The organism is Streptomyces chartreusis NRRL 3882 (genome assembly GCF_900236475.1).
Lineage (GTDB): Bacteria > Actinomycetota > Actinomycetes > Streptomycetales > Streptomycetaceae > Streptomyces > Streptomyces chartreusis_D.
Map to the genome: position 1 here is coordinate 5,189,837 of NZ_LT963352.1, position 26,273 is coordinate 5,216,109.

The 26,273-nt window shown below is 70.1% G+C and carries 24 protein-coding genes, 1 tRNA gene and 7 pseudogenes; 19 read left to right on the plus strand and 13 right to left on the minus strand.

Annotation, left to right across the window (positions count from 1 at the left end; all coding sequences use genetic code 11):
* Positions 1-58 precede the first annotated feature (58 nt).
* Both SCNRRL3882_RS23530 and SCNRRL3882_RS23535 read left to right on the plus strand, forming a co-directional pair.
* Positions 59-466, plus strand: a pseudogene (locus SCNRRL3882_RS23530) (ABC transporter permease subunit); the annotation flags it as partial.
* Positions 467-540: 74 nt separating this feature from the next.
* Entirely contained in the window at positions 541-1,836 is a 1,296-nt protein-coding gene (locus SCNRRL3882_RS23535) for a phosphatase PAP2 family protein (RefSeq protein ID WP_010035503.1), read from the plus strand.
* A gap of 54 nt (positions 1,837-1,890) precedes the next feature.
* On the opposite strand, the gene SCNRRL3882_RS23540 is transcribed toward SCNRRL3882_RS23535, so the two are convergent.
* Positions 1,891-2,790, minus strand: a complete 900-nt coding sequence (locus SCNRRL3882_RS23540) for a LysR family transcriptional regulator (RefSeq protein ID WP_010035501.1) — start codon at positions 2,788-2,790, stop codon at positions 1,891-1,893.
* 80 nt (positions 2,791-2,870) lie between these two features.
* Between SCNRRL3882_RS23540 and SCNRRL3882_RS23545 the strand changes: the two are divergent.
* The 4 genes and pseudogenes from SCNRRL3882_RS23545 to SCNRRL3882_RS41850 form a co-directional block, all read left to right on the plus strand.
* Positions 2,871-3,806, plus strand: a pseudogene (locus SCNRRL3882_RS23545) (EamA family transporter); the annotation flags it as partial.
* 84 nt (positions 3,807-3,890) lie between these two features.
* Positions 3,891-4,486: pseudogene (locus SCNRRL3882_RS23550) on the plus strand (NAD(P)-dependent oxidoreductase).
* An 80-nt stretch (positions 4,487-4,566) separates the two neighbouring features.
* Positions 4,567-5,178, plus strand: coding sequence for a TetR/AcrR family transcriptional regulator (locus tag SCNRRL3882_RS23555; RefSeq protein WP_029180868.1), 612 nt, complete (start codon positions 4,567-4,569; stop codon positions 5,176-5,178).
* Complete coding sequence (locus SCNRRL3882_RS41850) at positions 5,175-5,759, plus strand: DUF6069 family protein (protein ID WP_010035494.1); 585 nt, start codon at positions 5,175-5,177, stop codon at positions 5,757-5,759. The genes SCNRRL3882_RS23555 and SCNRRL3882_RS41850 overlap by 4 nt, the downstream gene beginning before the upstream one ends.
* Before the next feature lie 79 nt (positions 5,760-5,838).
* Here SCNRRL3882_RS41850 and SCNRRL3882_RS23565 read toward each other — a convergent pair whose 3' ends face one another.
* Complete coding sequence (locus SCNRRL3882_RS23565; protein ID WP_010035489.1) at positions 5,839-7,107, minus strand: MFS transporter; 1,269 nt, start codon at positions 7,105-7,107, stop codon at positions 5,839-5,841.
* Between the two features lie 56 nt (positions 7,108-7,163).
* Positions 7,164-8,291: an ArsR/SmtB family transcription factor gene (locus SCNRRL3882_RS23570; RefSeq protein ID WP_010035487.1), complete on the minus strand. Its 1,128-nt coding sequence runs from the start codon at positions 8,289-8,291 to the stop codon at positions 7,164-7,166.
* 509 nt (positions 8,292-8,800) lie between these two features.
* Here SCNRRL3882_RS23570 and SCNRRL3882_RS41855 point away from each other — a divergent pair.
* The 4 genes and pseudogenes from SCNRRL3882_RS41855 to SCNRRL3882_RS23585 form a co-directional block, all read left to right on the plus strand.
* Positions 8,801-9,076, plus strand: a pseudogene (locus tag SCNRRL3882_RS41855) (hypothetical protein); the annotation flags it as partial.
* Between the two features lie 80 nt (positions 9,077-9,156).
* Complete coding sequence (locus SCNRRL3882_RS23575; RefSeq protein WP_010035485.1) at positions 9,157-10,149, plus strand: hypothetical protein; 993 nt, start codon at positions 9,157-9,159, stop codon at positions 10,147-10,149.
* 108 nt (positions 10,150-10,257) lie between these two features.
* Positions 10,258-10,839 carry a hypothetical protein gene (locus SCNRRL3882_RS23580; protein ID WP_029180867.1) on the plus strand — a complete coding sequence of 194 codons (582 nt, stop codon included), beginning with the start codon at positions 10,258-10,260 and terminating at the stop codon, positions 10,837-10,839.
* Positions 10,836-11,021 carry a hypothetical protein gene (locus SCNRRL3882_RS23585; protein ID WP_010035482.1) on the plus strand — a complete coding sequence of 62 codons (186 nt, stop codon included), beginning with the start codon at positions 10,836-10,838 and terminating at the stop codon, positions 11,019-11,021. The genes SCNRRL3882_RS23580 and SCNRRL3882_RS23585 overlap by 4 nt, the downstream gene beginning before the upstream one ends.
* A gap of 308 nt (positions 11,022-11,329) precedes the next feature.
* Here the strand turns inward: SCNRRL3882_RS23585 and SCNRRL3882_RS23590 are convergent, their stop codons facing one another.
* Positions 11,330-11,896, minus strand: coding sequence for a Uma2 family endonuclease (locus tag SCNRRL3882_RS23590; protein WP_029180866.1), 567 nt, complete (start codon positions 11,894-11,896; stop codon positions 11,330-11,332).
* 794 nt (positions 11,897-12,690) lie between these two features.
* On the opposite strand from SCNRRL3882_RS23590, the pseudogene SCNRRL3882_RS23595 reads away from it, so the two are divergent.
* Positions 12,691-12,972 (plus strand): annotated as a pseudogene (locus SCNRRL3882_RS23595) (transposase); the annotation flags it as partial.
* A gap of 63 nt (positions 12,973-13,035) precedes the next feature.
* Here SCNRRL3882_RS23595 and SCNRRL3882_RS23600 read toward each other — a convergent pair.
* On the minus strand, positions 13,036-13,644 hold the full coding sequence (locus SCNRRL3882_RS23600; RefSeq protein WP_010035477.1) for a TetR/AcrR family transcriptional regulator: 609 nt from the start codon (positions 13,642-13,644) through the stop codon (positions 13,036-13,038).
* A 215-nt stretch (positions 13,645-13,859) separates the two neighbouring features.
* On the opposite strand from SCNRRL3882_RS23600, the gene SCNRRL3882_RS23605 reads away from it, so the two are divergent.
* Complete coding sequence (locus SCNRRL3882_RS23605) at positions 13,860-14,267, plus strand: nuclear transport factor 2 family protein (protein ID WP_010035475.1); 408 nt, start codon at positions 13,860-13,862, stop codon at positions 14,265-14,267.
* Positions 14,268-14,277: 10 nt separating this feature from the next.
* Positions 14,278-14,490 carry a hypothetical protein gene (locus SCNRRL3882_RS23610; RefSeq protein WP_010035471.1) on the plus strand — a complete coding sequence of 71 codons (213 nt, stop codon included), beginning with the start codon at positions 14,278-14,280 and terminating at the stop codon, positions 14,488-14,490.
* Positions 14,491-14,533: 43 nt separating this feature from the next.
* On the opposite strand, the pseudogene SCNRRL3882_RS42450 reads toward SCNRRL3882_RS23610, so the two are convergent.
* A pseudogene (locus tag SCNRRL3882_RS42450) lies at positions 14,534-14,776 on the minus strand (transposase); the annotation flags it as partial.
* Between the two features lie 109 nt (positions 14,777-14,885).
* On the opposite strand from SCNRRL3882_RS42450, the gene SCNRRL3882_RS40855 reads away from it, so the two are divergent.
* From SCNRRL3882_RS40855 to SCNRRL3882_RS23625, 3 genes are read left to right on the plus strand one after another with little or no spacing between them, the layout of a single operon-like run.
* Positions 14,886-15,059: a dioxygenase gene (locus SCNRRL3882_RS40855; protein ID WP_010035465.1), complete on the plus strand. Its 174-nt coding sequence runs from the start codon at positions 14,886-14,888 to the stop codon at positions 15,057-15,059.
* The gene (locus SCNRRL3882_RS23620) at positions 15,059-15,889 is read left to right on the plus strand and encodes a nuclear transport factor 2 family protein (protein WP_010035462.1); all 831 of its coding nucleotides are present in this window, start codon (positions 15,059-15,061) and stop codon (positions 15,887-15,889) included. The genes SCNRRL3882_RS40855 and SCNRRL3882_RS23620 overlap by 1 nt, the downstream gene beginning before the upstream one ends.
* Positions 15,886-16,083 carry a hypothetical protein gene (locus SCNRRL3882_RS23625; protein ID WP_010035461.1) on the plus strand — a complete coding sequence of 66 codons (198 nt, stop codon included), beginning with the start codon at positions 15,886-15,888 and terminating at the stop codon, positions 16,081-16,083. The genes SCNRRL3882_RS23620 and SCNRRL3882_RS23625 overlap by 4 nt, the downstream gene beginning before the upstream one ends.
* Before the next feature lie 97 nt (positions 16,084-16,180).
* Here SCNRRL3882_RS23625 and SCNRRL3882_RS23630 read toward each other — a convergent pair.
* From SCNRRL3882_RS23630 to SCNRRL3882_RS23640, 3 genes and pseudogenes are all read right to left on the minus strand, one after another.
* A pseudogene (locus tag SCNRRL3882_RS23630) lies at positions 16,181-17,781 on the minus strand (relaxase/mobilization nuclease domain-containing protein).
* Positions 17,778-18,305 (minus strand): plasmid mobilization relaxosome protein MobC, encoded by a 528-nt coding sequence (gene mobC / locus SCNRRL3882_RS23635; RefSeq protein ID WP_231911164.1) that lies wholly within the window; start codon positions 18,303-18,305, stop codon positions 17,778-17,780. Before mobC ends, SCNRRL3882_RS23630 begins: the two are co-directional and overlap by 4 nt.
* 247 nt (positions 18,306-18,552) lie before the next feature.
* Entirely contained in the window at positions 18,553-19,077 is a 525-nt protein-coding gene (locus SCNRRL3882_RS23640) for a hypothetical protein (protein ID WP_102514851.1), read from the minus strand.
* Between the two features lies 1 nt (position 19,078).
* On the opposite strand from SCNRRL3882_RS23640, the gene SCNRRL3882_RS23645 reads away from it, so the two are divergent.
* A complete protein-coding gene (locus tag SCNRRL3882_RS23645; RefSeq protein ID WP_231911165.1) occupies positions 19,079-19,609 on the plus strand; it encodes a tyrosine-type recombinase/integrase in 531 nt (176 codons plus the stop codon).
* 47 nt (positions 19,610-19,656) lie between these two features.
* On the opposite strand, the gene SCNRRL3882_RS23650 is transcribed toward SCNRRL3882_RS23645, so the two are convergent.
* From SCNRRL3882_RS23650 to SCNRRL3882_RS23660, 3 genes are all read right to left on the minus strand, one after another.
* A tRNA-Arg gene (locus SCNRRL3882_RS23650) sits at positions 19,657-19,729 on the minus strand.
* A 90-nt stretch (positions 19,730-19,819) separates the two neighbouring features.
* A complete protein-coding gene (locus SCNRRL3882_RS23655) occupies positions 19,820-21,505 on the minus strand; it encodes an IclR family transcriptional regulator domain-containing protein (RefSeq protein WP_010035449.1) in 1,686 nt (561 codons plus the stop codon).
* Between the two features lie 121 nt (positions 21,506-21,626).
* Positions 21,627-22,877, minus strand: coding sequence for a M6 family metalloprotease domain-containing protein (locus SCNRRL3882_RS23660; RefSeq protein WP_010035446.1), 1,251 nt, complete (start codon positions 22,875-22,877; stop codon positions 21,627-21,629).
* Between the two features lie 433 nt (positions 22,878-23,310).
* Here SCNRRL3882_RS23660 and SCNRRL3882_RS23665 point away from each other — a divergent pair, with 433 nt between their 5' ends.
* Both SCNRRL3882_RS23665 and SCNRRL3882_RS23670 read left to right on the plus strand, forming a co-directional pair.
* Complete coding sequence (locus tag SCNRRL3882_RS23665; RefSeq protein ID WP_010035445.1) at positions 23,311-23,955, plus strand: TetR/AcrR family transcriptional regulator; 645 nt, start codon at positions 23,311-23,313, stop codon at positions 23,953-23,955.
* Between the two features lie 143 nt (positions 23,956-24,098).
* Complete coding sequence (locus SCNRRL3882_RS23670) at positions 24,099-25,646, plus strand: MFS transporter (RefSeq protein ID WP_010035443.1); 1,548 nt, start codon at positions 24,099-24,101, stop codon at positions 25,644-25,646.
* Positions 25,647-25,734: 88 nt separating this feature from the next.
* On the opposite strand, the gene SCNRRL3882_RS23675 is transcribed toward SCNRRL3882_RS23670, so the two are convergent.
* A complete protein-coding gene (locus tag SCNRRL3882_RS23675) occupies positions 25,735-26,268 on the minus strand; it encodes a MarR family winged helix-turn-helix transcriptional regulator (RefSeq protein WP_010035440.1) in 534 nt (177 codons plus the stop codon).
* Positions 26,269-26,273: the final 5 nt, after the last annotated feature.

The following is a 26,273-nucleotide window of genomic DNA, read 5'->3' on the forward strand; positions in this document are numbered from 1 at the left end:
ACCGGAGCGACGGCGACCGGGTCGTCGAGGGTGTTGGTCTCCGTCGGCGACTTCCCGCGACAAGGAGGCCGCCCGGCTCGCCGGCATCCCGACCGGCCGCCGGATCACCTCGGCCTACGTCGCCCGTGCCCTGCTGGCGGGCGTGGTCGGGGTGCTGGTGATCGGCCGGATGAACGTGGCCGGCCCCTCGGTGGGCCCGGGTTGGGAGCTGACCGCGATCGCCGCGGCCGTGGTCGGCGGGCTGTCGCTCTCCGGCGGCGAGGGCCGGATGACCGGCATCGCGGCCGGCGCCATCCTCTCGACCGGCTCCGCGCCCGGTACTTCGGACGTCTCCGAAGCTGAGGGGCGCAAACTGCCCGCCGACGCCGCAATTTCACCCAACCCCGATAACATGTTCGAACTCGCGATGGTTGCCCCATCGCTTTTCATCCACCCAACCATTCGAACAAATCGGCCAAACAATTGATACCTAGAGCATCGCGGGTGATTTCGCGAATAAGCGGCACAACTTCCCTGGTTGCCTGGCGTCATCGACGTGCGATGCTGTGGATCGCGGCGGGTGCGGTGGCTCTCGGATTCCTCGTCGCACTGGAGATCGCCGCACGCCGCTACGGTCAGCCAGGGCCGATCGCCAACCAGGTGGAGGCCCTGATCTTCGCCCCGAAACCGGGACCGCTGTACAGCGGTATGGCGTTGATGATGGTGGTGCTCACCTGGCGGCAACGGTTCATCGCGGCCGGTGCCGCGATCGGTATCGACGCCGTCTTCCTGCTGGTGCGGTGGGCAGTCGACGCCAAGACGGCCGACGGCCATCTCTTCGGCAACGGCGCGCTGTGGGTGATGCTGGGCTGCGCGGTCATCGCTGTCACGCGCCGCACCGGCCGGGAACGCGTCCTGCTGCTGAAGGGCGTCGGGCTGGGCCTGTTGCTGGTGGCCGCCCGCAAGACCGGCGACACCTGGCTGTTCATCACAGCGAAGACCCGCCCGGGGGTGCTCGACCAGTACGTGGCAACCGCCGATCAGGCGCTGGGCAACCCGTCATGGCTGGCGGGCCGGATCGTCGAGGCCACCGGCCCGATCGGCACCCATGTCCTCGACCTGGTCTACGCCCAGCTCGCGGTGGCCGCGGTCGTCGTCGCGCTCTACCAGCTGCGCAACGTGGCGGTCGAGCGCCGCTTCCCGAGCCATCATCTGGTGCGCACCTTCCTGGTGATCGGCCTTCTCGGGCCGGGCATCTACATGCTCTTCCCGGTGGTCGGACCGGTCTTCGCCTACGGCCCGGGCGCCTCCGGCACCGGCGGCGTGCACTGGGCGGTGGCCAACCTGTGGCCGGACACACCGCCGCCGATCAGCACCCCGCACCCGTTCTCGTACGACGGGATCACCCCCCGCAACTGCATGCCCAGCCTGCACACGGCGTGGGCTGTCGCGATCTTCGTACACACCCGCACAGCGCCACGGATTCTGCGGTTCGCGGGCACGTTCTGGCTGATTGCCACGCTCTGCGCAACCCTGGGATTCGGCTACCACTACGGCGTGGATCTCATCGCCGGCGTGGTGTTCGCACTCACCATCGAGGCAGCGCTGCGCGCGCTCGACCGCGGCTGGGACCGACCGGGGATCCAACTGGTCACCTACGGCGCCACGGTCTTCGCCGCGCTCTTGGTGTCGTACCGCTACCTGCCGATGGAGATGGCCCGGCATCCAGCGGTGTTCGGGCCACTTCTCGTCCTGGCGATGAGCTCGGTGATCTACGGCTACGTGCGGACCACCAGACAATGGCAGCCGACGATCGCACCGACGCGCCCACCGGAACCGCAACCCGAGCCGGCTTGAGCAGCGTTGGTCACCGAGGCCGAGAGCGTGGTGCCGTCGACGAACACCCGCTGATCAGGACCCCGTTGACGGCGCTCCCACCCCGAGGACGTCGAGCATCGCCCGGGTGGCCGGGCTGGGGTTGAAGCGGCTCCACGCCAGGTACTCGATGCGATGCGGCCCGTCGACCACCGGGACCAGCGCCAGTTCGGAGTCGTCGGTGGCCCGCGGCCGGATGAACGCCGACGGCAGCAGCGCGATGCCGAGCCCGCGCGCGATCAGCCGGGTGATCAGCTCCACGACGCCGGCTTCGTACGCCACGTCGCGGACCAGGCCCGCGGCGGCGAACGCCTGATCGGACTGGGCGCGGGCGGGCGTCCCGCTCACGAAGTCCACGAACGTCTCTTCGGCGGTCTCCCGCAGCGTGACCTGGGAAACGCCCGCCAGCCGGTGCCCGGCCGGCACCACCAGCACGTGCTCGTCGTGAGCCAGAACAACGCTCTCCACACCGGAAGGCCGTTCGTTCTCCGGCATGCCGAGGAAGGCGATGTCCAGGTCGCCGTCGCGGACCGCCGCCGCCAGTTCATCGCTGCGCCCGGACCGGAGGGCGACGCGGACGTCCGGGTGCTGGGCACGGTACCGCTGCAGCAGTTCGGGTACGTCGACGGCTGCCGTCGTCACGATCACGCCGACGGCGAGCCGGCCGCGCACCACGCCGGTCGCGGCGGCGGCGTCGGCAGCCGCGCGGTCGGCGGCGGCCAGGCACTCGCGTGCGCCGGCGACGAACGCCGCTCCCGCCGGGGTCAGCTCGACCCGGCGGCTGGACCGGGCGAACAGCTTGACCCCGAGCTCCCGTTCCAGGCCGGCGATCCGGTGACTGAGCGACGACTGCACCACGAAGCAGCGCTCAGCGGCGCGGGTGAAGTTGCGGGTTTCGGCGACGGCGACGACGTAGCGCATCTGCTGGAGATCCACACAGTCATCGTTCTGGTTCATGGCTGCGATGGCAAGCATGTGTTGGACTCATGACCGGCCTGGATCTGAGACTTCATCACATGCATACGTCGACCGAGCGGGCACCGGGCCCGCCGCGGAGCTCGTCCCCACGGCAGGTGGCCACCGTCGCACTGACCGCACTCGCCCCCGCGACCTGGGGCACCACGTACGTCGTCACCACGGAACTGCTCCCAGCCGGGCATCCGCTGTTCGCCGGGATGCTCCGCGCCCTGCCGGGCGGGCTGCTCGCACTGGCGATCACCCGCGTGCTCCCGCGCGGGGACTGGTGGTGGAAGGCCGCCGTCCTCGGCGCGCTCAACATCGGCGCCTTGTACCCCCTCTTGTTCGTGGCGGCCGAACGACTCCCTGGCGGTGTCGCCGCCACCCTCGGTGCCACCCAACCGCTGCTGGTCGCGGGGTTGGCCGTCGCACTGCTCCACGACCGGCCCACGGCCTGGCGACTGACCTGGGGCGTGCTCGGCGTGGTCGGTGTCGGACTCGTCGTACTGGGGCCACAGGCCCGGCTGGACGCCGTCGGCGTCCTCGCCGGCATCGGCGGTACGGCCACCATGGCCGCCGGGATCGTCCTCACCAAGCGGTGGGGCCTTCCCACGGGCGTCGGGCTTCCCAAGGGCGTCGGGCCACTGACCCTGACCGGCTGGCAACTGACGGCGGGCGGCCTGCTCCTGCTCCCGCTCACCCTCGCGATCGAGGGGGCGCCGCCGCGCATCGACGCCCCCGCCGCCGGCGGATACCTGTGGCTCGGCAGCGTGGGCGGGCTGGTCGCGTCCACGCTGTGGTTCCGCGGTGTCGGAAAGCTGCCGGTCGGCGCGTCCGCACCGCTGGTGCTGCTGTCCCCGCTGGTCGCGGCCGTCATCGGCATCGCGCTGGGGGAGTCGCTGAGCCTGCTGCAGACCGTGGGCTTCGTCCTCGCCCTGGCCGCGTTGCTGGCGGCGCAACTCAAGGCCCCGAACCTGCCGGGCCGCGTGGCACGCGCCAGACCGACAGAAACCCGCACCCGAGAAAAGCCGAACACAAGGCGAACCCGAACAAAGGGGATTGATCCGATGAGGACGGGCATGAAGATAGCCGTACTGGGCGCCACCGGGATGGTCGGCAGCCGGGTGACCAATGAGGCAAGTGCACGCGGACACCAGGTGCTCGCCCTGTCCCGGAAACCCGCGAACGAGAACCCGGGGATCCGCAACGTGACGCCGATCGCGGTCGACGCGAACGACTCGCACGCCCTACGCGAGGCGCTCGCAGGCTCCGCCTCCCACGGCGCTGCGGACGCCAGATCGCGGTCGTCGGGGCTGCGCAGGGCGCCGGCGCCGCCGACCACGAGGACGCGGATCCCGAGCTGGTAGCCGACAACCCGGCGTACGTACCCGCCGAGATCAAGCCCGTCGCCGCCGCCGGAATCGCTCAGCTGCGAACCTGCCGGTCCCATGCCGATGCCGACTGCGTCTACCTGAGCCCACCGGCCCTGCTCGAACCCGGCGAACGAACCGGCCGCTATCGGCGCGGCACCGACACGTTGCTCATCAGCGCCGACGGCCGATCCTGGATCAGCGCCGAGGACCTGGCCGTCGCCGTGGTCGACGAACTCGAGACCCCCGGCCCCGACCACCTCGTCACGGTGGTCCACCGAGGCGAACGCCACCCGTCAGCGTGAGCCGGTCTCTCTGGCGCGAATTTACGGAGTGAGGACTCACTCATTGACGGAGTGAGTCCTCACTCCGTACTCTCTCGGTCATGACAGCATCTGAGGAGAAGCAGAGCACCCGCCGCCGCGCCCCCGCCATGTCGCCGGAGCAGCGCCGCGAAATGATCATCCAGACCGCGATCCCGCTGATCGCCGAGTACGGTGCCGCCGTGACGACCGCGAAGATCGCCCGCGCCGCGGGCATCGGCGAGGGCACGATCTTCCGCGTCTTCGCCGACAAGGACGAGCTGCTGCAGGCCTGCATGGCCGAGGCGCTCTCACCCGAGCACGCGGTCCGCGAGCTCGACGCGATCGACCTGTCCCAGCCGCTGCCCGACCGGCTCGCGGAGGCGGCCGAGGCGCTGCAGGCGCACATGTCCAGGATGGGTGCGGTCCTCGGCTCGCTCGGGCATCGCGGCGGCAAGCACCCCGGCACGGTACGCGGCGCGGGCCGCGACGAGTCGACGACCCGTATCCGCGCGGCCCTCGCCGAACTGCTGGAGCCCGAGAAGGCCGCCCTGCGCCGCCCGCCGGAGCAGATCGCGGCCCTCTTCTTCGGGCTGCTCTTCACCCAGCCGCGCACGGAGGACGAGCCCGACCTGACCCCGCAGGAGCTGGTGGAGGTGTTCTTGCACGGGGCGCTCTCGGGGGCCACCAAGTGAGCGCGCGCAGAAGGCGCCTGGGGGTTACGGCCCTGGCCGTCCTGGCCCCCGTCCTGGTGTGGCTGGTCGCGGACCCACTGCTGGGACACCGGCTGCGGATCACCGACGGCGAGCGGACGCTCGGCATCGGCGCCGCGCCCGCAGCGGTCGTCGCACTGCTCGCGTCGCTCTCCGGCTGGGGGCTGCTGGCCGCCCTGGAGCGATCAGGCGTGCGGCGCGCCCGCGCCATCTGGACGGGGCTGGCCGGCGCGGTACTGGCCGTGTCCTTCCTGCCGCTCCTCGGCGACGGCATGGACGGCGGCACCCGGCTCGCCCTCGCCCTGATGCACGTGGCGGTGGCGGCGGTGCTGATCCCGGGGCTGGGCGGCAGGTCACCCGGGGCGGGGACGGGTGCGGGTTTCTCCCCCTCATGCCCGCAGCCCGCCGAGCGCGCCGCCGGGCGCGGCCAGCCGCGTTCCTGGCCGAGGCCCTCGGTGGCGGGCCGGTCATCTCTGATCCGCGCTTCTCGCGGCTCTATGCGCTGGTGCCCGCCCGGATGTCTGCGACGCTGCACCAGGTCGCCGACACGGGCCCCGCCTTGATGATGGCCCCGACACGCTCGTTATCAGGCTGCGACAACAGCGTCCTGAGCTGACCTGCGCACAGCGATGATCCACGCGGTCACTCAGGTTTGGCCGTGATCACCGCTGTCTCTTCCGGCGCCGCGACGCTTACCGTGCCGTCGGCCGTGACGAAGGGCTCCTTACCGGGCTGCCGTGCGCCGATGCATGCGAGGGCGAGCGTGGCGGTCACGGCCAGGACGACAACGGCGGCTCCCGAGAGCAGGAAGGCGTTCTCGACTCCGGCGAGGGTGATGGCGGTCGAGGCCACAAAGGGGGAGATCGCCAGGGCTCCTGCCACCCCGGCCTCCCACAGGCCGAGCGCCTTCGCCAGATGATGGCTCGGTATGCGCTGCTGCACCAGTGCGATCAAGGGAATGTCCGTGAGGGCCGAGGCCAGCCCCGTGGCGGTCAGGAGAACCGCCGCCACAGCATGGGAGGTGACCGTTCCCAGCGGAGCCCGGAAGATCCCGAGCAGGGCCCACGCCAGCACCGCGGCCAGTGCGAGTCTGCGGATGCGCAGACCGGCCAGGAGCAGGGCGCCCACCACTTCGGCGACCCCGGCGACGCCGAGCAGCAGGCCGTACTGGCCGCCCTGTCCCACGACCGCGACCAGCCCGACGGTCAGGAAACCGTTGGTCAGGGCGAGGGCGAGCACGAAGGTCACGATGACCACGAGTACGTCGGGAGCGGCCCGCACGGCCCTGAGCCCGGCGCTGAGATCGGACCACAACCCCGTCTGACCCCCGGTCGGGGCGGGGCGGGTCACGCGGATGGCGGCCACGGCGGCCGCCGAGCCCAGGAAGGTCAGTCCGTTGACCGCCAGCGCCGACTGCGGCGAGCCGAAGGCCAGCAGCGGCGCGAGCATGAGCGGGCCGACGAAGAAGGCGGCCCGGAAGGCGACTTGCAGCAGTCCGTTGGCCTGCTGGAGGCGGTCGTCCGGCACGATCTGCGGGACGATGGCGTTGCGGGCCGGGGCGAACGGGGCGCCGATCAGTGCCAGGAGCGCCGTGGTCGCCACGAGCAGGGGCAGGTTCAGCAGGTCGAGGGAGAGCAGGACCGAAGCCACGGCCACCACGGCGACCCGGGCCAGGTCGGTGGCGATCATCAGCTTCCGGCGGTCGCGGCGGTCGGCGTACGAGGCGACGACGAAGGTGGCCACGAACGCGGGCGCGAACGCGGAGACGCTGACCACGGCGACGGCCGTGGGGTCCTTCGTCAGTGACCAGGCCAGCCAGGCGGTCGCGGCGGTGTACAGGCCGTCGCCGAAGCGTGAGATGCCCTGGCCGGCGAAGAGAAGCAGGAAGTTGCGGTCCTTCAGCAGTGACATGCGGCCACTGTCGGGTCCTGTCGGGGGCCTGATCCACTTATTAGGCAGATGGCTAATCAGTCGTGCTCAGTCACCTCGCCGTCGCCGTCGCCGTGCAGGAAGCTTTCCAGGCTCGGTGTCAGGCCCGCCACCTGTCCGGGCGCGAGCCGGTACAGGACGTAATAGCCCTCGCGGCGGCGCTCCAGCAGGCCCGCGTCCGCCAGCACCCGCAGGTGCTTGGACAGGGCGGCCTCGCTGACGCCGACGAGCGGGGCCAACTCCTGGGTGCTGCGCGGGCGTTCGGCGAGCAGCCGCAGGGCACGCAGCCGGGTGTCGTCGGCGAGCGCGCGGAGTGTGCCGACGAGCCTGGTCGGCGGAATCCTCGGGCGGGCTTCCCGGACGATCGAGGAGACGGGGAAGACGAGCCCGAGGGGCCACGGACCGTCGCAGTTGACGCGTACGTGCGGCCACACATAGGCGCTGGGGGCGAGCACGAGTGTGTCGTCCGGGCCGATGGCGACCTCGTGGTCGTGCGGCCGCTCCAGCCAGAAGCGTTCGGCCTGCGGATCGCTGCGCACCTCCGGCCACAGGCCGCGGAGCATCCCGTACAGGCCGCGCTGCTCGATCTGGTGTCCGGCCTCGCTGACGCCGGCGGCGAGTTCGGGTTCGAGCCGTGCCCATTCCTCCTGGAATGCCTCCCGCCAGTAGCGCTCCAGCATGCTCAGGAACCGTTCGAGCAGCGCGCGGGGGTCGTCGAGGAGCATCGCGGCCATCGCTTCGTCGCTTTCCCGTGCGACTCGCTCCCGCAACAGGCCGCGTACCTCCGGTTCGTCCAGCACCTGCGGATCCCTGCCCTCGCCGCCGCCCGGCCAGGGCGTGAGCAGGGGGACGGCGAACTCCAGGCGGACCAGTTCCGGATCCGCCCCGCGCAAGCCGGCCAGTTCGTCTTCGAAGGCCGCCAGTTGGCCGGTCGGCTGCGGAAAGAGGAACTCGGGGAAGTACGAGCGCACCGCGTAGGAGAACGCCTCGATCTCCCGCTTCAGCGCCGGGGACAGCTTGCGCATCGCACGCACCCAGCCGTGCTGGACGGGGTGATGCTTGGGCTCCACCAGCACATGGAGACTCAGCACGGCTTCCATCGTCGGCGAGTAGGCGAACCCCACCCGCTCCGCACCGTCGGCAGGGACCCGGAACACAATCGTCATGACCCGCCATCCTTGCCTCACGGCATCCGCGACGGGAGCCGCGCCGCGCCGCGTTCTCGGCCTTCGGCCTGCACCGGTGCCCGCCTCCGCGCAGGCGTCGTGACCCTCGAAGGGCGTGCAGGTGTCGACGTAGTGGGCTCCAGCAGCTTTGGCGCGCTGCTTCGGCATCGCGTCGAGCTGCTCCTCCTTCTCGTGCAGGTACGTCACGTCGCCGGGGGACGGGCAGTTCGCGGCCGCACTCGTCGACGTCGGAGGGCAGGATCGCGGGGTAGCCGGCGACGTAGACCTCCGCCTCGGGCGCGCGGCGCTCAACCTCCTTCAGCGCGGCGGAGAGCTTTTCGCCGGCCTGCTTGATCTTGTGCTGCATCTCGTCGGTGCCGCTGTAGCTGACGTACTGCCGCTCGCAGGGGGCGTCCTTGGGGATGCACTTGCTGCTGCCCAGGGCCTGATACGCCACTCCCATGACGCACGGTTTGATCAGCGAGGCGAAGCCGATGTCGTTGCCTCCGATGCCGGCGGTCACCAGCCGGGTCCCCGCGGACGGCGCGGCGAACCTCGGGCTGTTGGTGCCGTCGTCGGTGGACTGGGAGGAGGTGAGGCCAGGGACCTTGGCGCCGCTGCAGCTGAGGTCCTTGAAGACGGCGCCCGTCAGGCTCGGTTCGGCGGCGACCAGGGACTTCCGCGACGAGGTGGTCCTGGCCACCAAGTTCGGCAACGACCTGGCGATCGCCGGGCTGGTCGGCATCTCCCCGGACTACCTGTCGCAGATCGAGCGGGGCCTCAAGGTGCCGTCGCTGCCCATCCTGTGCGCCCTCGCACAGGAATTGGGGTTCCCACGGCCGCACTGCTGTCGGAGCAGCCACCGGTGGAGGAGGAGTCGGCGGACACCGCGGACGCTGCGGTCGGTCGGGCCCTCCTTGGCTACGGCCCAGCCCTCAGCACCGCGCCCGTGCCGGCGGACCAGCTGCAGGACCGGGTTGAAGCTGCATGGCAGAGCTGGCAGACGGCAGGAGACCGCTTCACCAAGGCGGCCGACACCCTGCCCGGGCTCGTCGCCGACGTCGAACACGCCTTACGCGCCGCTCGGACAGGGACGGACCCAACAGAGCGCCGCGCCGTACTCCGAGCGTCGGCGGACTTGTACTGCCTGCTCCGCTCGTATCTGCGCCGCACCGGCCGCGTGGACCTTGCCACTCTGGCTGCCGACCGAGCCATGCGAGCCGCCGAGGACGCCGACGATCCGCTCCGCATCGCCGCCGCTCAGTGGAACCTCGGTCACGTACTGCTTGCTGCGGGCCAGCCCGCCGAGGCGGAGGAACTCGCGCTCCGGGCGGCTGAGCAGATTGCCACCGCGCGGATGCCGGAGGTCGAGAGGGTCGCGATGGGTGGCGCCCTCCAGCTGGTCGCCGTGGTGGGGGCCGCGCGTCGGCGCCAATGGTGGGAAGCGAGGGAGCGGCTCACCCGGTATGCCGCGCCCGCGGCCCGCGTCGTCCCCGACGTGAGCAACATCGGCTGGACGGTGTTCGGGCCCACGAACATTGCGCTGCACGCCTTGAGCATCGAGATGGAAGCGGGAGAAACCGGCGAGGCCCTGCACACCGCGGACGCCATCGACACGAGCGGACTGCCCTCACTGGAGCGCGAGTTCACGTTCGGTCTGGAGGTGGCGGCCTGCCACAGCCAGCGCCGGGACGACGCCGCCGCGCTTCTCGCCCTCCTCGGCTTGGAGGTGACCGCCCCGGAGGACCTGGCCCGGACGCCGCTCGCGCGGCAGCTGGTGCTGACGGTGATGCGCCGAGGCCGGGCCATGCACGCGCGGCAAGCCGAGCAACTGGCGGTGCGCATCGGCCTCGTGTAGGCCGCCGAGCCCGTGGTTCACCCGAACTGTCAGCTCGGGTGGGCGTGACCACACATCCCTAGGGTCGCGCGTATGAGGCGGACCAACTGCGACCGGGGAGGCACGAGCATGACCAGCGACCACAGCCAACGGGCCTCAAGGCCCGTTGAGGCTGCACCCGGACTACTCGTGCACCCCACCACTGACCGCCGACTGGCTTCGGAACACTGGCTTTTGTCGACGCTGCCGGCCCTGCTCCGGCACCGGGCCCGGCTGGAATGGAAACAGCACCACGTGGCGATGATGCCGCTGGGCACGCTCTTCTCGGCCGTACGGATCCCCAGCCGCTTGGTAGTCGCTCTGGCGGGAAGCAGCGAGGCCGATTGCTTGGACGCGTTCCTTGCCGAGGCCCTCGGCGGAGGGCCGGTCATCTCTGATCCGCGCTTCTCGCGGCTCTATGCGCTGGTGCCTGCCCGGATGTCTGCGACGCTGCACCAGGTTGCCGACACGTGGCGGGCCCTGGAGGTGGAATGCCTCGGCCGCGGCAGCTACCTGGGAGTGCCGCGACTGGATGCCGTGCCCCGGGAGCACGCATTCGCCTGCTACTGGTCGGTGCCGATGGACTCAGCGGCGATGCTGTGCAGTCCACTCACGGTCGCCCGGCTGATCGCCGCCGGAAAGCACTGCTTGGCCATGGAGCCTGAGGCGTGACCGACAACGTCTACCCGTCATTCTTCGATGCCCCGTGGGTGGACGCGTTCGTGCACCTGGCAGACCACTGCATCACCTGCGCCACGTGCTCCGCCATGGACGAGGAGGGAACAAACCTCGGTCTCCTCTGCGCGGAAGGCGAACGACTGAACGAGGAGTTCCGGCAGGCTCGGCGCGCCTGACCGGCCCCAACGCTCCCGTCCGCGCCTCCCGCCGAGTCCGCGTCGATGTCAGAAGAACATGTCAAAGGCCCCGGACCATGATCGGTCCGGGGCCTTTTGGCTGGTGCCCCGGCAGGATTCGAACCTGCAACACCCGCTTTAGGAGTGGGATCGGATCCTTGCCAGGGGATGCCTGGCGCTGCCGCGCGGTGCTGTTTCCCCTGGTCAGGACCGCGCGGCGAGCCACTTGATCCGGCTCATGCCGCTCTGTATCGGGCAGTCCGCTCACGCATCGCTCACGCGCTGCCGGCTGCTGAGCAGCGCGTGGGTCAGACCTGGCCGAGGTCGATCTCCACTGGGAAGGGGGCCACTACCTTGAGGACGCCGGTGAACACGTCTCCGTCCCGGTAGGTCTTCGTCGCGGGGTCAAGAACGTAGGTGTACACGAGAGGAACCCCTGTCGCGGCCTGCTCGATCCGCCAGTAGAAGCCGATGCCTGCCTTGGCGTACTGGTCGACCTTCACGATCCGGTCGGTGGTCTCCGAGCCTGGTGACACCACCTCCGCGACCAGCAGTACATGCTCAGGGCGGGTGGGGGTGATGTCGATCGTGTCTGCGCGGTACACGACGACGTCCGGACGGCGATTGGTGAGCGGGACGTCCTGAAGCCGGACGTCGAAGCCAGTGTCGGCGTTCCACTCCGGGCCCGCGGCGGCATCCAGGGCGTTCGCCAGAACGCGGGCCAGCCGGTTGTGCCGCTTGGAGGCACTCGGAGTCACGACGACCATCCCGTCCACGATCTCGATGCCGGAACACTGCTCCTCGGACCAGGACTCGTACTCCTCCGCCGTGATCTGCTCATGCATCCACGCCGGGGCCACCATCTCGGCCGTCATGAAGCACCTCCCGGACACTGTGCTGCGGGTCCGATCCCGCTGAATGCAGCGTACTGTCTGCCGTCCGTCCGGCACGCTTGTCCCGCTCACGCACCCCCCGTCGGCCGCCATCCGACCAGCACGCCCACGGCAAGAGTGAGGAACCGGCACGGTGGCCTCGTCATCAGGGGACCGGAACAGGCCAGCGGCATCACTGACCCAGTGCGGCAGCCGCCGCGGTACCGCTGGCGCGGATACGGCGCGGCGGGGACCTTGCCCCGTTCGGTACGCGTCTGCTGCCCGAGGCGGATCGGGTGATCGCTGAGGCCGCCGCCAGGCTTGTACCGCACTGACGACGCCTCTCGGCGGTGACTATGTGCCCGGCTCGGAGTGCGTGCCGGATGGCGCCGATTCGTTGGGCGCCATTGGGGAGATCAACACCCCGCCTGGCTCATGCAAACCCTGGAGTAGGGGGGCCGAGGACGAATAGAGCGCCTCCCTGGGCAAGAAACCCCAGGTCGGTGACGTAACGCGTTGTCCCCCCAACAGGATTTGAAGCTGCGACACCCACTTTAGAGAAACCCCAGATTGCGTTGGTGGGCGCGGCGGGAGCGACTTGATCAGGCTCGATGGCAATGGGTGTTTCTACGGCGTCCATATGCTTTCTGACCTGCGTGGATGGCGTCCTGGTGAGTCCCAGACGGTTCCTCTCACGGAATCGTGAGCCCGGGCCCCACTGGCCCGCTGGTCAGCCCTGTCGGCCGAGCACATCGCTCAGCCTCGGCGGGGACGGGGCGGGGACGTAGTCCTTGGTGCGACGGAGGACCGGCACTCGGCCTTCGCGGCGGGGGTTCACTTCGCGAGTTGACCACCTGCGCCGATGGCTCCGCAAGCGGGGCATCCACCACCGGATCGCCCGCAAAGGCATCGAGTCCTCGCAGCGGCTGGGCCGCCACCGCTGGGTCGTCGAGAGGACGGTGTCCTGGCTCGCCGGCTGCCGACGGCTGCACCGCCGCTACGAGCGCAAGGCCGAACACTTCCTGGCCTTCGTCGGCATCGCCGCAGCCCTGATCAGCTACCGCAGACTCGCCAACTGAAACGACGTCCTACAGTCCCCAAGCGCGCCGACCGCATCCGCGTCGGCAGTGGTCCAGCCGCTGTCAGGACACGCTCGGCCCCGTCCGAGGCTCGAGGAGAGCGAGGGCGAACTCGAACGCCCGGTCGGCCCGTGCGCGGTCTCCCGAGACGAGAAGGTCGAGCTGAAGTCCCCGTATCTGAGCCAGGAGGAGGGTGGCCAGGGTTGACGCGTCCTCGGGCGCCCACCCGTCCTGCCGGAGCCACCCGGAGATGAAATCGACGAAGTCGTCCATCGACCGCGCGAGCTCTCCGCCGTCGCTGGACTGCCACCCCTTGGCGGCGACCATTTCGAACAGGAGCAGGAACTGCCGCTGCTCCTTCGGCTCGCACAGCCGTCGCCAAGTGACCCTCAGCAGTTGTGCCGTCGACCCGGCTTCCTGGAGTTCCCTGTCGGCGGTCACCTGAGCGAAGAGATCGGTGCGCATCTTCTCCACTACGCACTTGATCAGCTCGTCCTTCGACGAGAAGTGGCGCAGCAGCGTCGCGTGGGTCACCCCCAGCGCCTGGGCCACCGGACGCAGCGACAGGCCGGCGATGCCGTGATCGAGGACGTACTCGGTGGCCGCGGCCAGCAGCTCCGGCCGCCGGTGCTGAAACCGGAGGGTCCGCCCGTCGACGCGCTCGGAACTCATCAGCTGTCGTCCTCCTCCGCTTGCGTGGTCGATTAAGTGTACCAACTGGTTGTCCTAACCGAGTGGTACTGCTACTTTTTCATGCACCGAAGCCGGAAGCCTCCGCATCGGTCGGGACCCCCTGAGGGACGACGATGACTGATCCGGCACGCGCATCAATAGCCGGACCTTCCATCACGACAAGGACACTGATGACTGACACGACAAAGACACTGATGACTGACGACGAGACGGCAGTCCGCGCCGCGAGCACGGCCTTCGCCCAGGCGATGCAGGCGATGGACCCCGAGGCGATGAAGGATCTGTGGGACGACGGCTACGAGCACCTGGTCTACCAGCCGGAGGAGATCGAAGCCGCCCTCACGACGTGGGACGCGATCGTCGACTACTGGCGCCAGCTTCCGGGATTCGTCGACCGGATCGAAGGGCGTGAGTACAGCAGCCACGTCGCTGTGCTCGGCGATGTCGCGCTCGTCTACTGGCGGGGCCACACCAAGGTCGAGTTCAAGGACTCCAGCGAGCCACTCGCCGGCGACTCACGGCTCTCGGCCGCTCTGCGTCGGACTGACGACGGTTGGCGATTCATCCACTGGCACGAGTCGCGCCAGCTCGTCGTCGGGTGAGAGCACGACCATGAGTACGGGAGTTCCGCAGCTGCCACGCGGGGAAGCGGGTTTCGCTGAGCGCCTGCACCGGCTGGTGTTCAACAAGCTGCGGTTCGACCGCGCACCCGACCTCGTCGTCTCGCCACGGCCCGACGACGAGGTCAACGCCTCGGTCCTCGGTGCAGCGGCGTACGGCCGGAAGATCGCCGTCCATTCCTGCGACCACTGGGAGCACTGCTGACCCGGGCGACCGGCCGTCCCCTCAGCGAGTACATGCAGGAAAATCTGTGTGAGCCCCACCGGGCGAAGCGCCGGTACACCGTCGGCCAGGCCGGGCCGAACACCGGGGGCAACTGCCGCCATGTGCACCCCGAGGTGGCCACGAAGATGATCGCCGCCAGGCATTCGCGGTCTCCCGCCCGCCGTCTGCCTCCGCCCTGCAGACGCTTCATCTCCGTCGGCGGGACCACTCGGCGAAACAGCAGCCACAACTCGTCCGGTACCAACCGCTCGACCAGATCCGTCATGCGCGGCTCAACGAGCGATCACGCCAAAGGAAACGACGTCTAAGTCGTCGCGCTGCACGGCTGCCGCAACAACGCTCATCACGCAAGGAAACCCTACGAGGAGTCTGCCATGGTGCAATTCCCCCCTGTTCCCCCGGGTCGCGAATTTTACGCCCCCAACCGTTTCGAAATGAGTCTTGAGGATGTCGAGGTTGAGGGCGAGATCCCGCGGGAAATCAACGGGATCTTCTTTCAGGCCGGCGCCGACGAGCTCGTCCCCGCGGCTGTCGGAGGGGCGCTGTGATGCCATTCGACTATGCCGCCTACGAGGAGGCTTTCAACGCCGGGGACGACGATGCCCTGGTGGAGCGTTACTTCACCGAGGACGCCCGGTTCTCCGGGTCGAGCGTGGACCTGCGTGGCCGTGAGGAGATCCGGGCGTTCCTCCATCAGGCCCATGACGGCATCCGCGAGACGATGCGGCCGCAGGTGGTCACCCGCAGCGGCACGCACGTCGCCGCCGAGATCGACACGGATTTCCAGGCGACCGAGGACCGGCCGGACTTCGTGTTCGGGCCGCTCGCCCGCGGCGAGCTGACCACGGTCAAGTTCTTCGTCACCTACGAGCTCGACCCCGCGGGGGAGAAGATCGCCGCGCTGCGGGCCGCGACCTGGAAGGCCGGACAGGGTGTGAGCCCCGCACCGACCCGGATCACGCCGACCGCCGCCGGACGGCGTGCCTTCCTGGACTACCTCATCTCGCTCAGCACCGCGAACACCGAACGGTTCCCCCTCTTCTACGCCGACGACATCGAGCTGACGCTGCCCTCCGTGGGCGTGCTGCGCGGACCGGACGCCGTGGCCGCGTTCTACAGGAAGATGTTCCAGACCGTCCGAGAGAACGTCACCGCGCACGCGGTGATCATCGACAAGCACGGCATCGCGCTGGAGGCAACCACGCGCATCACGGCCGTAGTGGACGCGCCGGACTTCCCCGTCGGGCCCCTGAGGCAGGGCGAGAGTGTCGAGAACGACTACTTCATCCACTACGGCCTGCATGACGGGCGCATCAACCGCATCGACCTGGCACCCCGCGGCGAGTTGCGGGGACCTTTCGTCGCGGAGTCGGCATGACCGATTACCTGTTCCGCGCACCGCTGTCGACGCCGGAGTCGCGGGCCGGCCACCCGCCGCGACCGCGGGTCGAACGGCGCAAGGGCATGCTCATCGAGCGTGACATCGCCGTCGAGGTCTCACCGGGTCTACACGTCTACGTCGACGTGTACCGGCCGGACAACGAGGAACCCGCGGCCCCCCTGATCAGCTGATCGCCGTACGGCAAGCACAACCCGGCGCCGATCGGGGTCATGCCCGGTGATCGGCGACACCACGCGGCGCGCTCCCACGTTGCCTGTGGAGTCGTGATCAGCGGCGTCGTGCTTGCGGCGGTTGCGGGGCCGGAGCGGCGGCTGCGTGGTGGACCGGAGTGTTGGGGCGCTGTGCTGCGCTGTCGGCCCAAGCAGGGCTCTGGGCTTGTGCTGCGCGGGCTTGTGCACTGGGTGCAGGCTGTGCGCCGAGGCGTTGGATCCGCCAGGTCAGGACCCGTGCGGGGCGGCGGGCATCGTCCAGAGCGCGCTGGTCGGCCGCATGCTGAGGAGCTGCTCCGGGTCGTGGCCGACTGCCTCGGCTTCGGCGAGGACGGCGGTGAGAGCGCCGAAGGCGGAGTCCTCGATGACCTGCTCCGCATGGTCTGGCACCGCCCGGCGTATCTGGCGGATGTGCCGTTCCACGGTCAGCGGTCGGCGCTGTGCAAGGACGGCCAGGGGTGCGGCTGCGGCTTGGTCGTAGGCGGCCTGGAGGTGGAGCAGAGTCTGGTGGGCGGCGGCGACCTGCTGGTCGTGGTGGCGGAGCTGGTGCCAGCGGGCCGCGGCGGTGACGACGAGGATCGCAGCATCCAGGAACATCGCCAGGGCGGCGAACGCCGTCGCTGCTTCTCGGAGTTGGGAGCGCAGGGGCTGGGGTGCGAGGAGGGGGAGGGCGTCGAGGGCTTCGCCGAAGGCGGCGAGGTGGGCTTGGGAGGCTTCGTCGTCGGCTTGGTCGAGGTGATGGGGGATGCGCTCGGTCGTGGCGGTGGCCTGGTGCCATGAGTCGGGCCTGCGTCGGCCAGGCTGGTCGGCGGGCTGCGAGTCGATGTTTTCCAGGCGTTCTTGGATCTTGGGGAAGGACAGGTCCGGAGCGAGTTTGGAGCCGGAGTACCAGATCGGGCCGCCTGCGTCGTCTTCGACGGCGACCTTGTAGCCGCGTACGTCGCCGGAGGGGAAGTACACGATTTCGACGAGCACGCCGTCCAGGTGGTGGAGCAGGTCGACGAACTCCTCCATGCTGGAGGCGGCGGCCACGGCGGTGCGGACGGTGCTGCGCAGTCGTTCAGAGGCGGTCTTGTTCTGACCAGCGCGACGGGCCTTCTCCTGCTCGGCGCGGGTCGGCCGTTTGGCGGCGGTGCGGTCTCCGCGTACGACTTGGAACAGGCCGTATTCCTTCTCGATCGAGGCGAGTTCGCGGTCGGCGGTGAGGTAGTCGTGCCAGTGGCGGGCAGTACGCAGATCCGCCCGGACCTTGGTGGCGGCGATGTGGATGTGGTCGGGGGCGTGGCGGACGGCCACCCAGCGGCAGCCGTCCGGATCACCATCGGGCGAGATGCCGGTGGCGGCGACGACGCGGCGGGCGATGTCGGCCCACTCCTCGTCGCTGAGGTGGCGGTCGGTCTCGGCGGCGCGGATTGAGCAGTGCCACACGTGCTTCTCGGGAGCGCGGCCGAGCCGCCGGGCCTGCTTGACGTGCAGGTCGAGGTCCGCCACGAGGAGCCTCCTGGTGGCGTCAGCGTCCTCGGAGCGGCCGGGGTCGGGGGCGAAGCCGTCCCATGAGGCGACCAGGTGCGGGTCGGTGTGGTCCTTGGCCCTCTTCGTGTCGAACAGGTACCGGATCAAGCCCGCAGTCTCCTTGCCACTGCTGATCTTCGCGATCACCGCGCCACCTTCCTGGAGACAGCCTCGTTCGCGCCTGCCGCGATGTGGCGAACGGTGGCGCCGACTGCGATCAGGGTGGCCTCGGCCTGAGCCAGGAGGGCGGTGTCCACATGGTGTGGATGGCCGCCGGAGTTGAGCTTCTTGGCGATCTGGTTGATGTTGTGGCCGATCTTGGCGACCTCGCCACGGAGGGCGGTCAGCTCGTCGATGTAGTCGTCGAGCGGGGTTCGCTGGCCGGGCAGGGCGAGGTCTCCGTGGACGTGTGCCATGACGACGGCGCCGACGTAGTGGGCGCCGGCGATGTTCAGCGACCGCGCCATGCGGAGGATGTTGGTCTTCTCCTCGACGCTGTAGCGAGCGTCGACTCGCTCCTTGCGCTGGCCGTTCGGGTCGGGCTTGCGCCGACGGGCGACGCGGTGCAGGGCAGCGGCTTCGGCGGCACGCGGCAGCGGAGTCGACGGGCTGTTCCCCCTCCGGCGCCCCCTGGCGCCCGAGCGCCTCCGCCACCCCCGGGGCGGAGGCATCCCCGCTGAGGCCGTCCTTGGACGGTCCAGCGGCATACCTTGCCGGCGCGTGGGTGGCTGTGCTGGTCATTCCCTCTTGCGTAGTGGGGAGTTCACGGCGCGCGTCGTGCATGAGGCGGTTCTCCGTTGGGCGTTGCTGGTGCGGGGTGGTCTCGGTTCGACCAGCTGCGGGTCGGTCACTCGTCCCCACGCTGACCTGCGCGGGGACGAGTGATGGGTGGTCGAGTGGGGGGATCGGCTGTGGGGCTCAGAGGGAGCCAGCGCGGGCCGTGTCGGGTTCGGCCGACTGCGACGAGGCGGCCTCGTCGAGCTCGGTCTGCAGGATGTTCTTGAGCGTTTCCGCGTCGGCCTTGCTGATCGAGAGGCCCTGGCCACGGATTGCTGCTTCGACGTGGCGGCGTGAGGCGCGTCCTCCGCGTCCTGGTTGCGTGGTTCGTGCGATGGCTAGGAGTTCGTCGGACGCAGTGCGGGCCTGCTGATCTTCTGTCTTGGCGGAAGGGTGCGAGGACTCGGGCACATCGGCGGCAACCCGCGCCACGTCGCCTTGACCGGCTACCGCGTCTAGACCGGCTGGCTCCGGCAGACCGGAGTCGTCCTGGGCAAGAGTGGAGGGCTGGGCGCCGACACTGCCGCTGTGGCCGTGATCGGCACAGGAGTGGCCTTCGGGGGTGGGGTCAGCCACGAGCTGGTGGATCTGCCGCATCAGGACGCCGAAGGCCAGCAGGGCCGCAGTCGGGGGAACCGCGGCGACCACGTAGTCGAGGATGGGCACGGTGCTGGTGTTGCCCGTGCCGCTGACCCCGGACCGCAAGGAGTGGGGGAGCGCCTGGGTGGAGACGGGGCGCGTCTTCACCAAGGAGAACGGCGAGATGCTCCACTCCGCCAACGTCACACGGCGGTTCATCGAGCTGTACGAGGAGATCGGCCTCCCACCGGTCCGGCTCCACGACCTCCGCCACGGCGCCGCGACCCTCGACCACGCGGCCGGGGCCGACCTGAAGGACATCCAGGAGATGCTCGGCCACTCCTCGATCACCATCACGGCCGACACGTACACGAGCCTGCTCCCCGAAGCGGACCTGGCGATCGCCGAGGCCGCAGCCCGGCTCGTCCCGCGCGCCCGCGCCACCTCCGAGAACACCGCTCCCGAAGCGGAGCCCGAGCCCGACGACACGGAACATCCCGGCCCGGAGTCCGTGCCGGATGATGCTGATCCGTTGGGAGGAATTCCGGAGATCAACTCTCCGTCCGCTCACGCACCGCTCACGCAAACGGCCCCGGACGAGGAGTCCGAGGCCGAGTAGAAGCCCTCCCTGGGGGAGAATCCCCAGGTCAGAGCGGTAACACGTTGTGCCCCCGGCAGGATTCGAACCTGCGACACCCGCTTTAGGAGAGCGGTGCTCTATCCCCTGAGCTACGAAGGCAGTGGCATCGGACGCAAGCAGCGGCGTGCCTGTGGTCTGGGAGGACCACAGGCGTCAGCGTACCGGATACGGGTCGGGTGGGTGTGGGGGTCAGGTCAGGGGGACGTGGGTGAAGCGGCCGGCGGTGTGGAGGTCCGACTCGATGCGGGTGGCGGTTGAGATCAGTTCGGGGAGCAGGTCCGTCAGGCATGCGCGCAGGGTGTGGCGGCTCGCGTGCATCGCTGTGTTCAGGGCGGCCACGACTCTTCCGGAACGGTCGCGGATCGGGACCGCGAGGGAGCGGAGGCCCTCTTCCAGTTCCTCGTCCACGAGGGCGTAGCCCTGGGAGCGGATCGAGGGCAGGTCGAGTTGCTCGTGGTTCGCGCGGGTGTCTGCCAGTAGGACTCGTCCCAGTGCCGTCGCGTGCGCGGGCAGGCGCGTGCCCAGCGTGATGTTCACGCTCATCACCCGGCCCGTCGTCACCCTGGCCGTGTACTGGATCTCCTCGCCCGGGTCCGAGAGCACCGCCAGTGACGTCGACTCGTGGATGCGGGACGTCAGGTCGGACAGGTGGGGCTGGGCGATTTCGGGGAGGGACGTGCGGGACAGGGGTGGGAAGCCCAGGGAGAGGACCCGGGGGGTCAGGGCGAAGGTGCGCGGGCTCGGGGTGGTCACCAGGCCCAGGTGTTCGTAGGTGATCAGTGCTCGGCGGGCCGTCGCCCGGGCCAGGCCCGTCGCCTGGGCCACCTGCGTGAGGGTCAGCTCCGGCCTGCCCTCGCCGAAGGCCGTGAGGACCGTCAGGCCCCGTGCCAGGGATTCGATGAAGTCGCGGCCCAGCTGTTGCTTGGACGCGCCCGTCCAGAGGGCCAGGTCGGCCGGGGGCGGGCCGGGCTCCGGGGGTGGTGTGCGGTGCAGTACGCGTTCCATCTCCGTCACCGCCGACCGCAACCTCGGCAGCAGGGTGGTGCGTAGGTCGTGTGCGGTGTGCCGGCTCGTGTGGCTGACCACGCTCGCCACGCAGGCGATCTTCCGGCTGTCGCCTGCGTGCGGGGACCGGACCGGTACGGAGACCGCCACCAGGCCCGGTTCGATCAGTTGGTCGTCCAGGGCCCAGCCCTCCGCGGCCGCCTCTTCCGTACGGCCGGCGAAGGCCTCGTCGTCCCGTGCGTCCGCTCCGTACGTGCGCGGCGGTACGGCCGTGAAGGACAGGTCCCTCGGGTCCGCCGCCCTGCGGTCGCGCCAGTGTTGCCAGTCGGTTTCCGTCCACTCCGTCGCGAACAGCGGGCCCGGTGCGGTGCGTTCGGCTGGGAGCAGGTCGCCGATGCGGAAGCTGAGGGACATCGCGCGGCGGCGGGTCGCCTGGTGGATGAAGCGGATGCCGTCGCGGTCGGCGACCGCGAGGGACACCGACTCGTCGAGTTCGTCGGCCAGGGCGTCCGCTCGGGCGGAGAGGAGGGAGGGGAGGCGCAGTGCGGAGAGGTAGGCGTTGCCCAGTTCCATCAGGCGGGGGGCCAGGTGTACGTCCCGGCCGTCCACACGGACGTAGTCCATGCGGGCGAGTGTCGCCGTGATGCGGTCGACCGTGGAGCGGGCGAGGCCGGTGGCTCGTTCGAGGGCGCTGAGGCTCAGGGTGCCGTTCGACTCGGTCAGCTCCCGCAGGACCGCGATGCCGCGGATCAGCGGCGTGACCGCCTCAGTGGGCGGCGACCCCGTCTGCCCGCCGGCCCGTGGTGTCGCCCCGGTCCCGTCGACCGGTGGGACCGCCCCCTGGGCGTCATGCGTGGGCTTCGCTGGCATCGGCTCTCCGGTACGGCGGTCGCGGCACCCGCGGCAGTCGCGGCAGGCCTACCGTAATCCGGAACCGGTCCTGCTACCGCGCGCTGATCTGCCCGGTGCCAACGGCACCCCGTGCCGGCCGCTACCTCCCGCTGCCCGCCGCCACCGACTCCCGCGTCACCCGCACCCGGTGGTCCCCCGACGGTTCCGCCTCCACCACCCTGATCACGACCCCACGCTGCCGGTCCGAGAACGTCTCTCCCGGCACGAACGTCGCGTCGGACAGTTCCGAGTGGACGTTCGGCGCGCGTGTGCAGCCGCCGCTGTCGCGGCGGGAGTCCTGGACGGTGACCGGGCCCATGCCCGTGTCCACCGTGGCGTCGACCTTGTAGATCAGGACGCCCGGGCGGCACACCGCCTCGTCGTTGCCGGCGCGGGTGCGCAGTTCGACGGCGTAGCCGGTGCTGCTGTCCAGGGGTACGACGACCAGCTTGGAGCCGCCCGTGCGGGCCAGCGGCGTCAGGGTGAACTCCGTGGTGCCCGGAGTCGATACGCAGTGCACCTGCGCGGCGTCGAGCCAGCCCAGTTTCCACTTGTGCCAGCCGAGGAGGTCGTTGTTGGCGCCCCAGTCCTCGCTCATGATGTCCCAGTGGCCGACCGCGCCCCCGCCCTCCGCGGTGTACAGGTCGGGCAGGCCGAAGACGTGGCCGTTCTCGTGGGGGAGGACGCGGTAGCCGGTGCGGTCGTAGGAGCCGGAGCCGTCGTCCTGGCGGGAGTAGACGAAGGAGGCGTTGGCCACGGGTATGCCGTCCGCCGTCGGCGCCTCGGGGTTGCCGGCGAAGGTGACCGAGAGGACGGTGTCGAGGGCGGAAGGGCCGGCGTTCGGGGTGACCAGTACGTTCAGCAGGTCGTACGCGCGGAAGTCCACCTTCGGGTCGGCCACGGCCACGAGGTCCTGGACCAGCGCGCGGTAGCCGGGGTCGAAGGGGGCGCCGCGCTCTATGCCGTACTCGCGGAAGGACTTCGGCATCCGCAGCCACTCCGGGATCGGGGTCGCGGGGCGGTAGTCGAGGCGGCCGTAGGAGCTGGTGCGGAACCAGTGCCGGGTCTGCGGGAAGAACTCCCGGTAGCGGTCCAGGGCCTTGCCCTCGCCGGGGGCGTCGGAGAAGTCGATCATCAGGGTGAGGGCGCGGACGGTGCCGGTGGAACGGGCGTAGCCGCCGGTGGTGGGGATGCCCTCGGACATCTGGACCTCGCGGGCGCCGCGGATCAGGCAGGGACCGTGCGCGGAGCTGCGGGACAGGACGATCGGGCCGGCTCCGGCCGTGGTGGCGCCCGGGGCGAGGTGGCCCGTGCCGGCCGAGGTGCTGACCGTGAAGGTCAGGGCGGTCACGCAGGCGAGAGCGGCCAGACGCCGCCGGCGTATCCGGTGGCCGGGCGGCCCCGGGACATCCGACCGGGGGCGCCGGGGCTGCGAGGGCTGCGGCCGCGTGCGAGGGACCTGCATGGAACCTCCCGCGCCACGGCAGCCTCCGGTCTCCGGCTGCGCCCTTGCGATCACCCTGCGTCGCGGGGTGTGCGGACGCGCGTTGGAGGAGACCGATCGTGGGTTTCCCGTGAGTAGCGGCGTGTGGCAGCCGTGTCAGGAGCGGGCCAACCTTGTGAGCCAGGTCACAAACAAAAATCCCGAGCGCGGGAAATACCGGGGACCCGGTCCCCGTTTAGCCATGTGTCCGACTGAAACGGGGAGCCTCTCCCCGGATCGCATCACCGCACACCCAGACCACGGATCACCTAGATCACCCGGACCCACCCAGGAGCACACCGTGCAGACCGCCACCCCCGCACCGCGCAAGGCGCCCCGGCCCCGTGCCGACGCCCTGCGCAACCGGGAGCGGATCGTCACCGCCGCCCGGGAGATGTTCGTCGAGCACGGCCCCGAGGTGCCGCTCGACGAGATCGCCCGCCGGGCCGGCGTCGGCAACGCCACGGTGTACCGCAACTTCCCGGACCGCGACGCCCTCGTGCGCGAGGTCGTCTGCTCCGTGCTGGACCGCACGGGCGCGGCCGGCGAGCGCGCGCTCGCGGAGACCGGGGACGCCTTCGAGGCCCTGGAGCGCTTCGTGCACACCTCCGCCGACGAGCGGATCAGTGCGCTGTGCCCGATGGTCTCGAGCACGTTCGACGAGAACCACCCCGACCTGGAGGCGGCGCGCGAGCGCGTGGAGCGGATCCTCGAGACGGTCATGGACCGCGCCAAGGCGGCCGGCCAGCTCCGCCCCGACGTGGGCGTCGGTGACCTGATGGTCGCCGTGGCCCAGCTCAGCAGGCCCCCGGCCGGCACGGCGTGCTTCAGTGCCGACCGCTTCGTACACCGTCATCTTCAGCTGTTCCTGGACGGACTGCGGGCCCCGGCCCGTTCCGCCCTGCCGGGCGCGGCAGTGACCATGGAGGACCTCCGCCAATCCTGACCGATTAGATCCCGGCGCCACCCCAGTCACCCCACACAGATCTCCACAGATCTCCACCACACAGAACTCGCGGCCACGCCGGTCGTCGAGTCGTCCCTCGACGTCACCTTTTTCCGTCACCTTGTCCCGAAGTGGGTACCCCCATGTCTGAAACAGCCTCAAAGGCTCTCGGCGCTCCGGCGGCCTCGCCGGACGCCGGCCGCTGGAAAGCGCTCGTCTTCATCGCGCTGGCCCAGCTGATGGTCGTCCTGGACGCCACCATCGTGAACATCGCCCTGCCCTCCGCCCAGCAGGACCTGGGCATCTCCGACGGCAACCGGCAGTGGGTCGTCACGGCCTACGCGCTCGCCTTCGGCGGTCTGCTTCTGTTCGGCGGCCGGATAGCCGACCTGTGGGGCCGCAAGAGGGCGTTCGTCCTCGGGCTCGGCGGCTTCGCCGTCGCCTCCGCGCTCGGCGGCGCGGCGACCAACGAGGCGATGATGTTCGGCGCCCGCGCGCTCCAGGGCGTCTTCGGTGCCCTGCTCGCGCCCGCCGCGCTCTCCCTGCTCGCCGTGATGTTCACCGACGCCAAGGAGCGCGCCAAGGCGTTCGGCATCTACGGCGCGATCGCCGGTGGCGGCGGTGCCGTCGGTCTGATCCTGGGCGGCTTCCTCACCGAGTACCTGGACTGGCGCTGGACGTTCTTCGTGAACATCCCGTTCGCCATCGTCGCCGCGGCCGGTGCGTACTTCGTCATCCGTGAGCCGGAGGGCGGCCGCAACCGCTCCCCGCTCGACATCCCGGGCGTCGTCCTGTCCACCCTCGGCCTGGTCGCCCTCGTCTACGGCTTCACCCGCGCCGAGTCCGCGGGCTGGAGCGACTCCGTGACCATCGGCATGTTCGTGGCCTCCGTCGTCCTGCTCGCGACCTTCGTGGTCGTCGAGTCCAGGGTGAAGGCCCCGCTGCTGCCGCTGCGCGTGATCACGGAGCGCAACCGGGGTGGCATCTACCTCTCCCTCGGTCTCGCGATCATCGCGATGTTCGGCCTGTTCCTCTTCCTGACCTACTACCTCCAGATCGTGAAGGGGTACTCGCCGGTCAAGACCGGGTTCGCGTTCCTGCCGATGATCGCGGGCATGATCACGGGTTCCACCCAGATCGGCACCCGCCTGATGACCCGGGTCGCGCCGCGCCTGCTGATGGGCCCCGGCTTCCTGGTCGCAGCCCTCGGCATGCTGCTGCTGACCCGACTGGAGATCGGCTCCTCGTACGCGGCCCTGCTGCTGCCGGCGATGCTGCTGCTCGGCCTCGGCATGGGTACGGCGTTCATGCCGGCCATGTCCCTGGCCACCCAGGGTGTCGAGCCGCGGGACGCCGGTGTCGCCTCCGCGATGGTCAACACCTCGCAGCAGGTGGGCGGCGCGATCGGTACGGCCCTGCTGAACACGATCGCCGCCTCGGCCACCACGTCCTACATCGCGGACCACATCGCCGGGGCCGGCAGCCGGTCCCAGCAGCAGCTGGTCCAGCTGGAGGGCATGGTCGAGGGCTACACGAGCGCCATCTGGTTCGCCGTCGGCATCCTCGTCGTGGCCGCCGCGATCGCCCTGACCTTCGTCAACGCGGGCCGCCCCGGCAGCGCCGCGGTGACCGGCTCCCGTTCCGGCGAGGGCGTGGCGGACGAGGTGCAGGTCCCGGTCGTCGCCCACTGACGGCCGTACCGGGAAAACCCCTTCGGGCCCTCCGTAGGCACGAGGAAGGGGACGCCTCGTACCTACGGATTCCAGGACCTGCCCCGGCTCAGCGGAGCCAGGGCAGGTCCGCACCGGCTTCGGCCGGCTGAAGTCCCTCGGCGATGATCCGCATGATCTCGCCGAGGGACTTCTGCTGTTCCGGGGTGAGCCGGTCGAAGACCGCCTGCCGCACGGCCTCCACATGACCCGGCGCGGTCTGCCGCAGCACCTCGTAACCCTCGTTCGTCAGCACGGCGAACTGGCCCCGCTTGTCGTCGGGGCAGTCCTCGCGGCGCACCCAGCCGTTCTTCTCGAGGCGCGCGACGGCGTGCGAGAGGCGGGAGCGGGTGATCTTCGCCAGCATGGCGAGCTCCGTCATCCGCAGCCGGCGCCGCGGCGCCTCGGCGAGCTTGACCAGGAGGCCGTAGTAGACGTGCGGCATGCCCGCGTCGCGCTGGAGCTGACGGTCGAGGTGGTCGTCGAGGAGGGTGACGCCCTCCATGAACGATCGCCATACGCGCTGTTCCTCGTCGGTGAGCCAGCGCGGTTCCACGGGCTCTGCCACGGAGCCCGGTGCCGGTGCGGATGCGGGTGCCTTCATGTCTT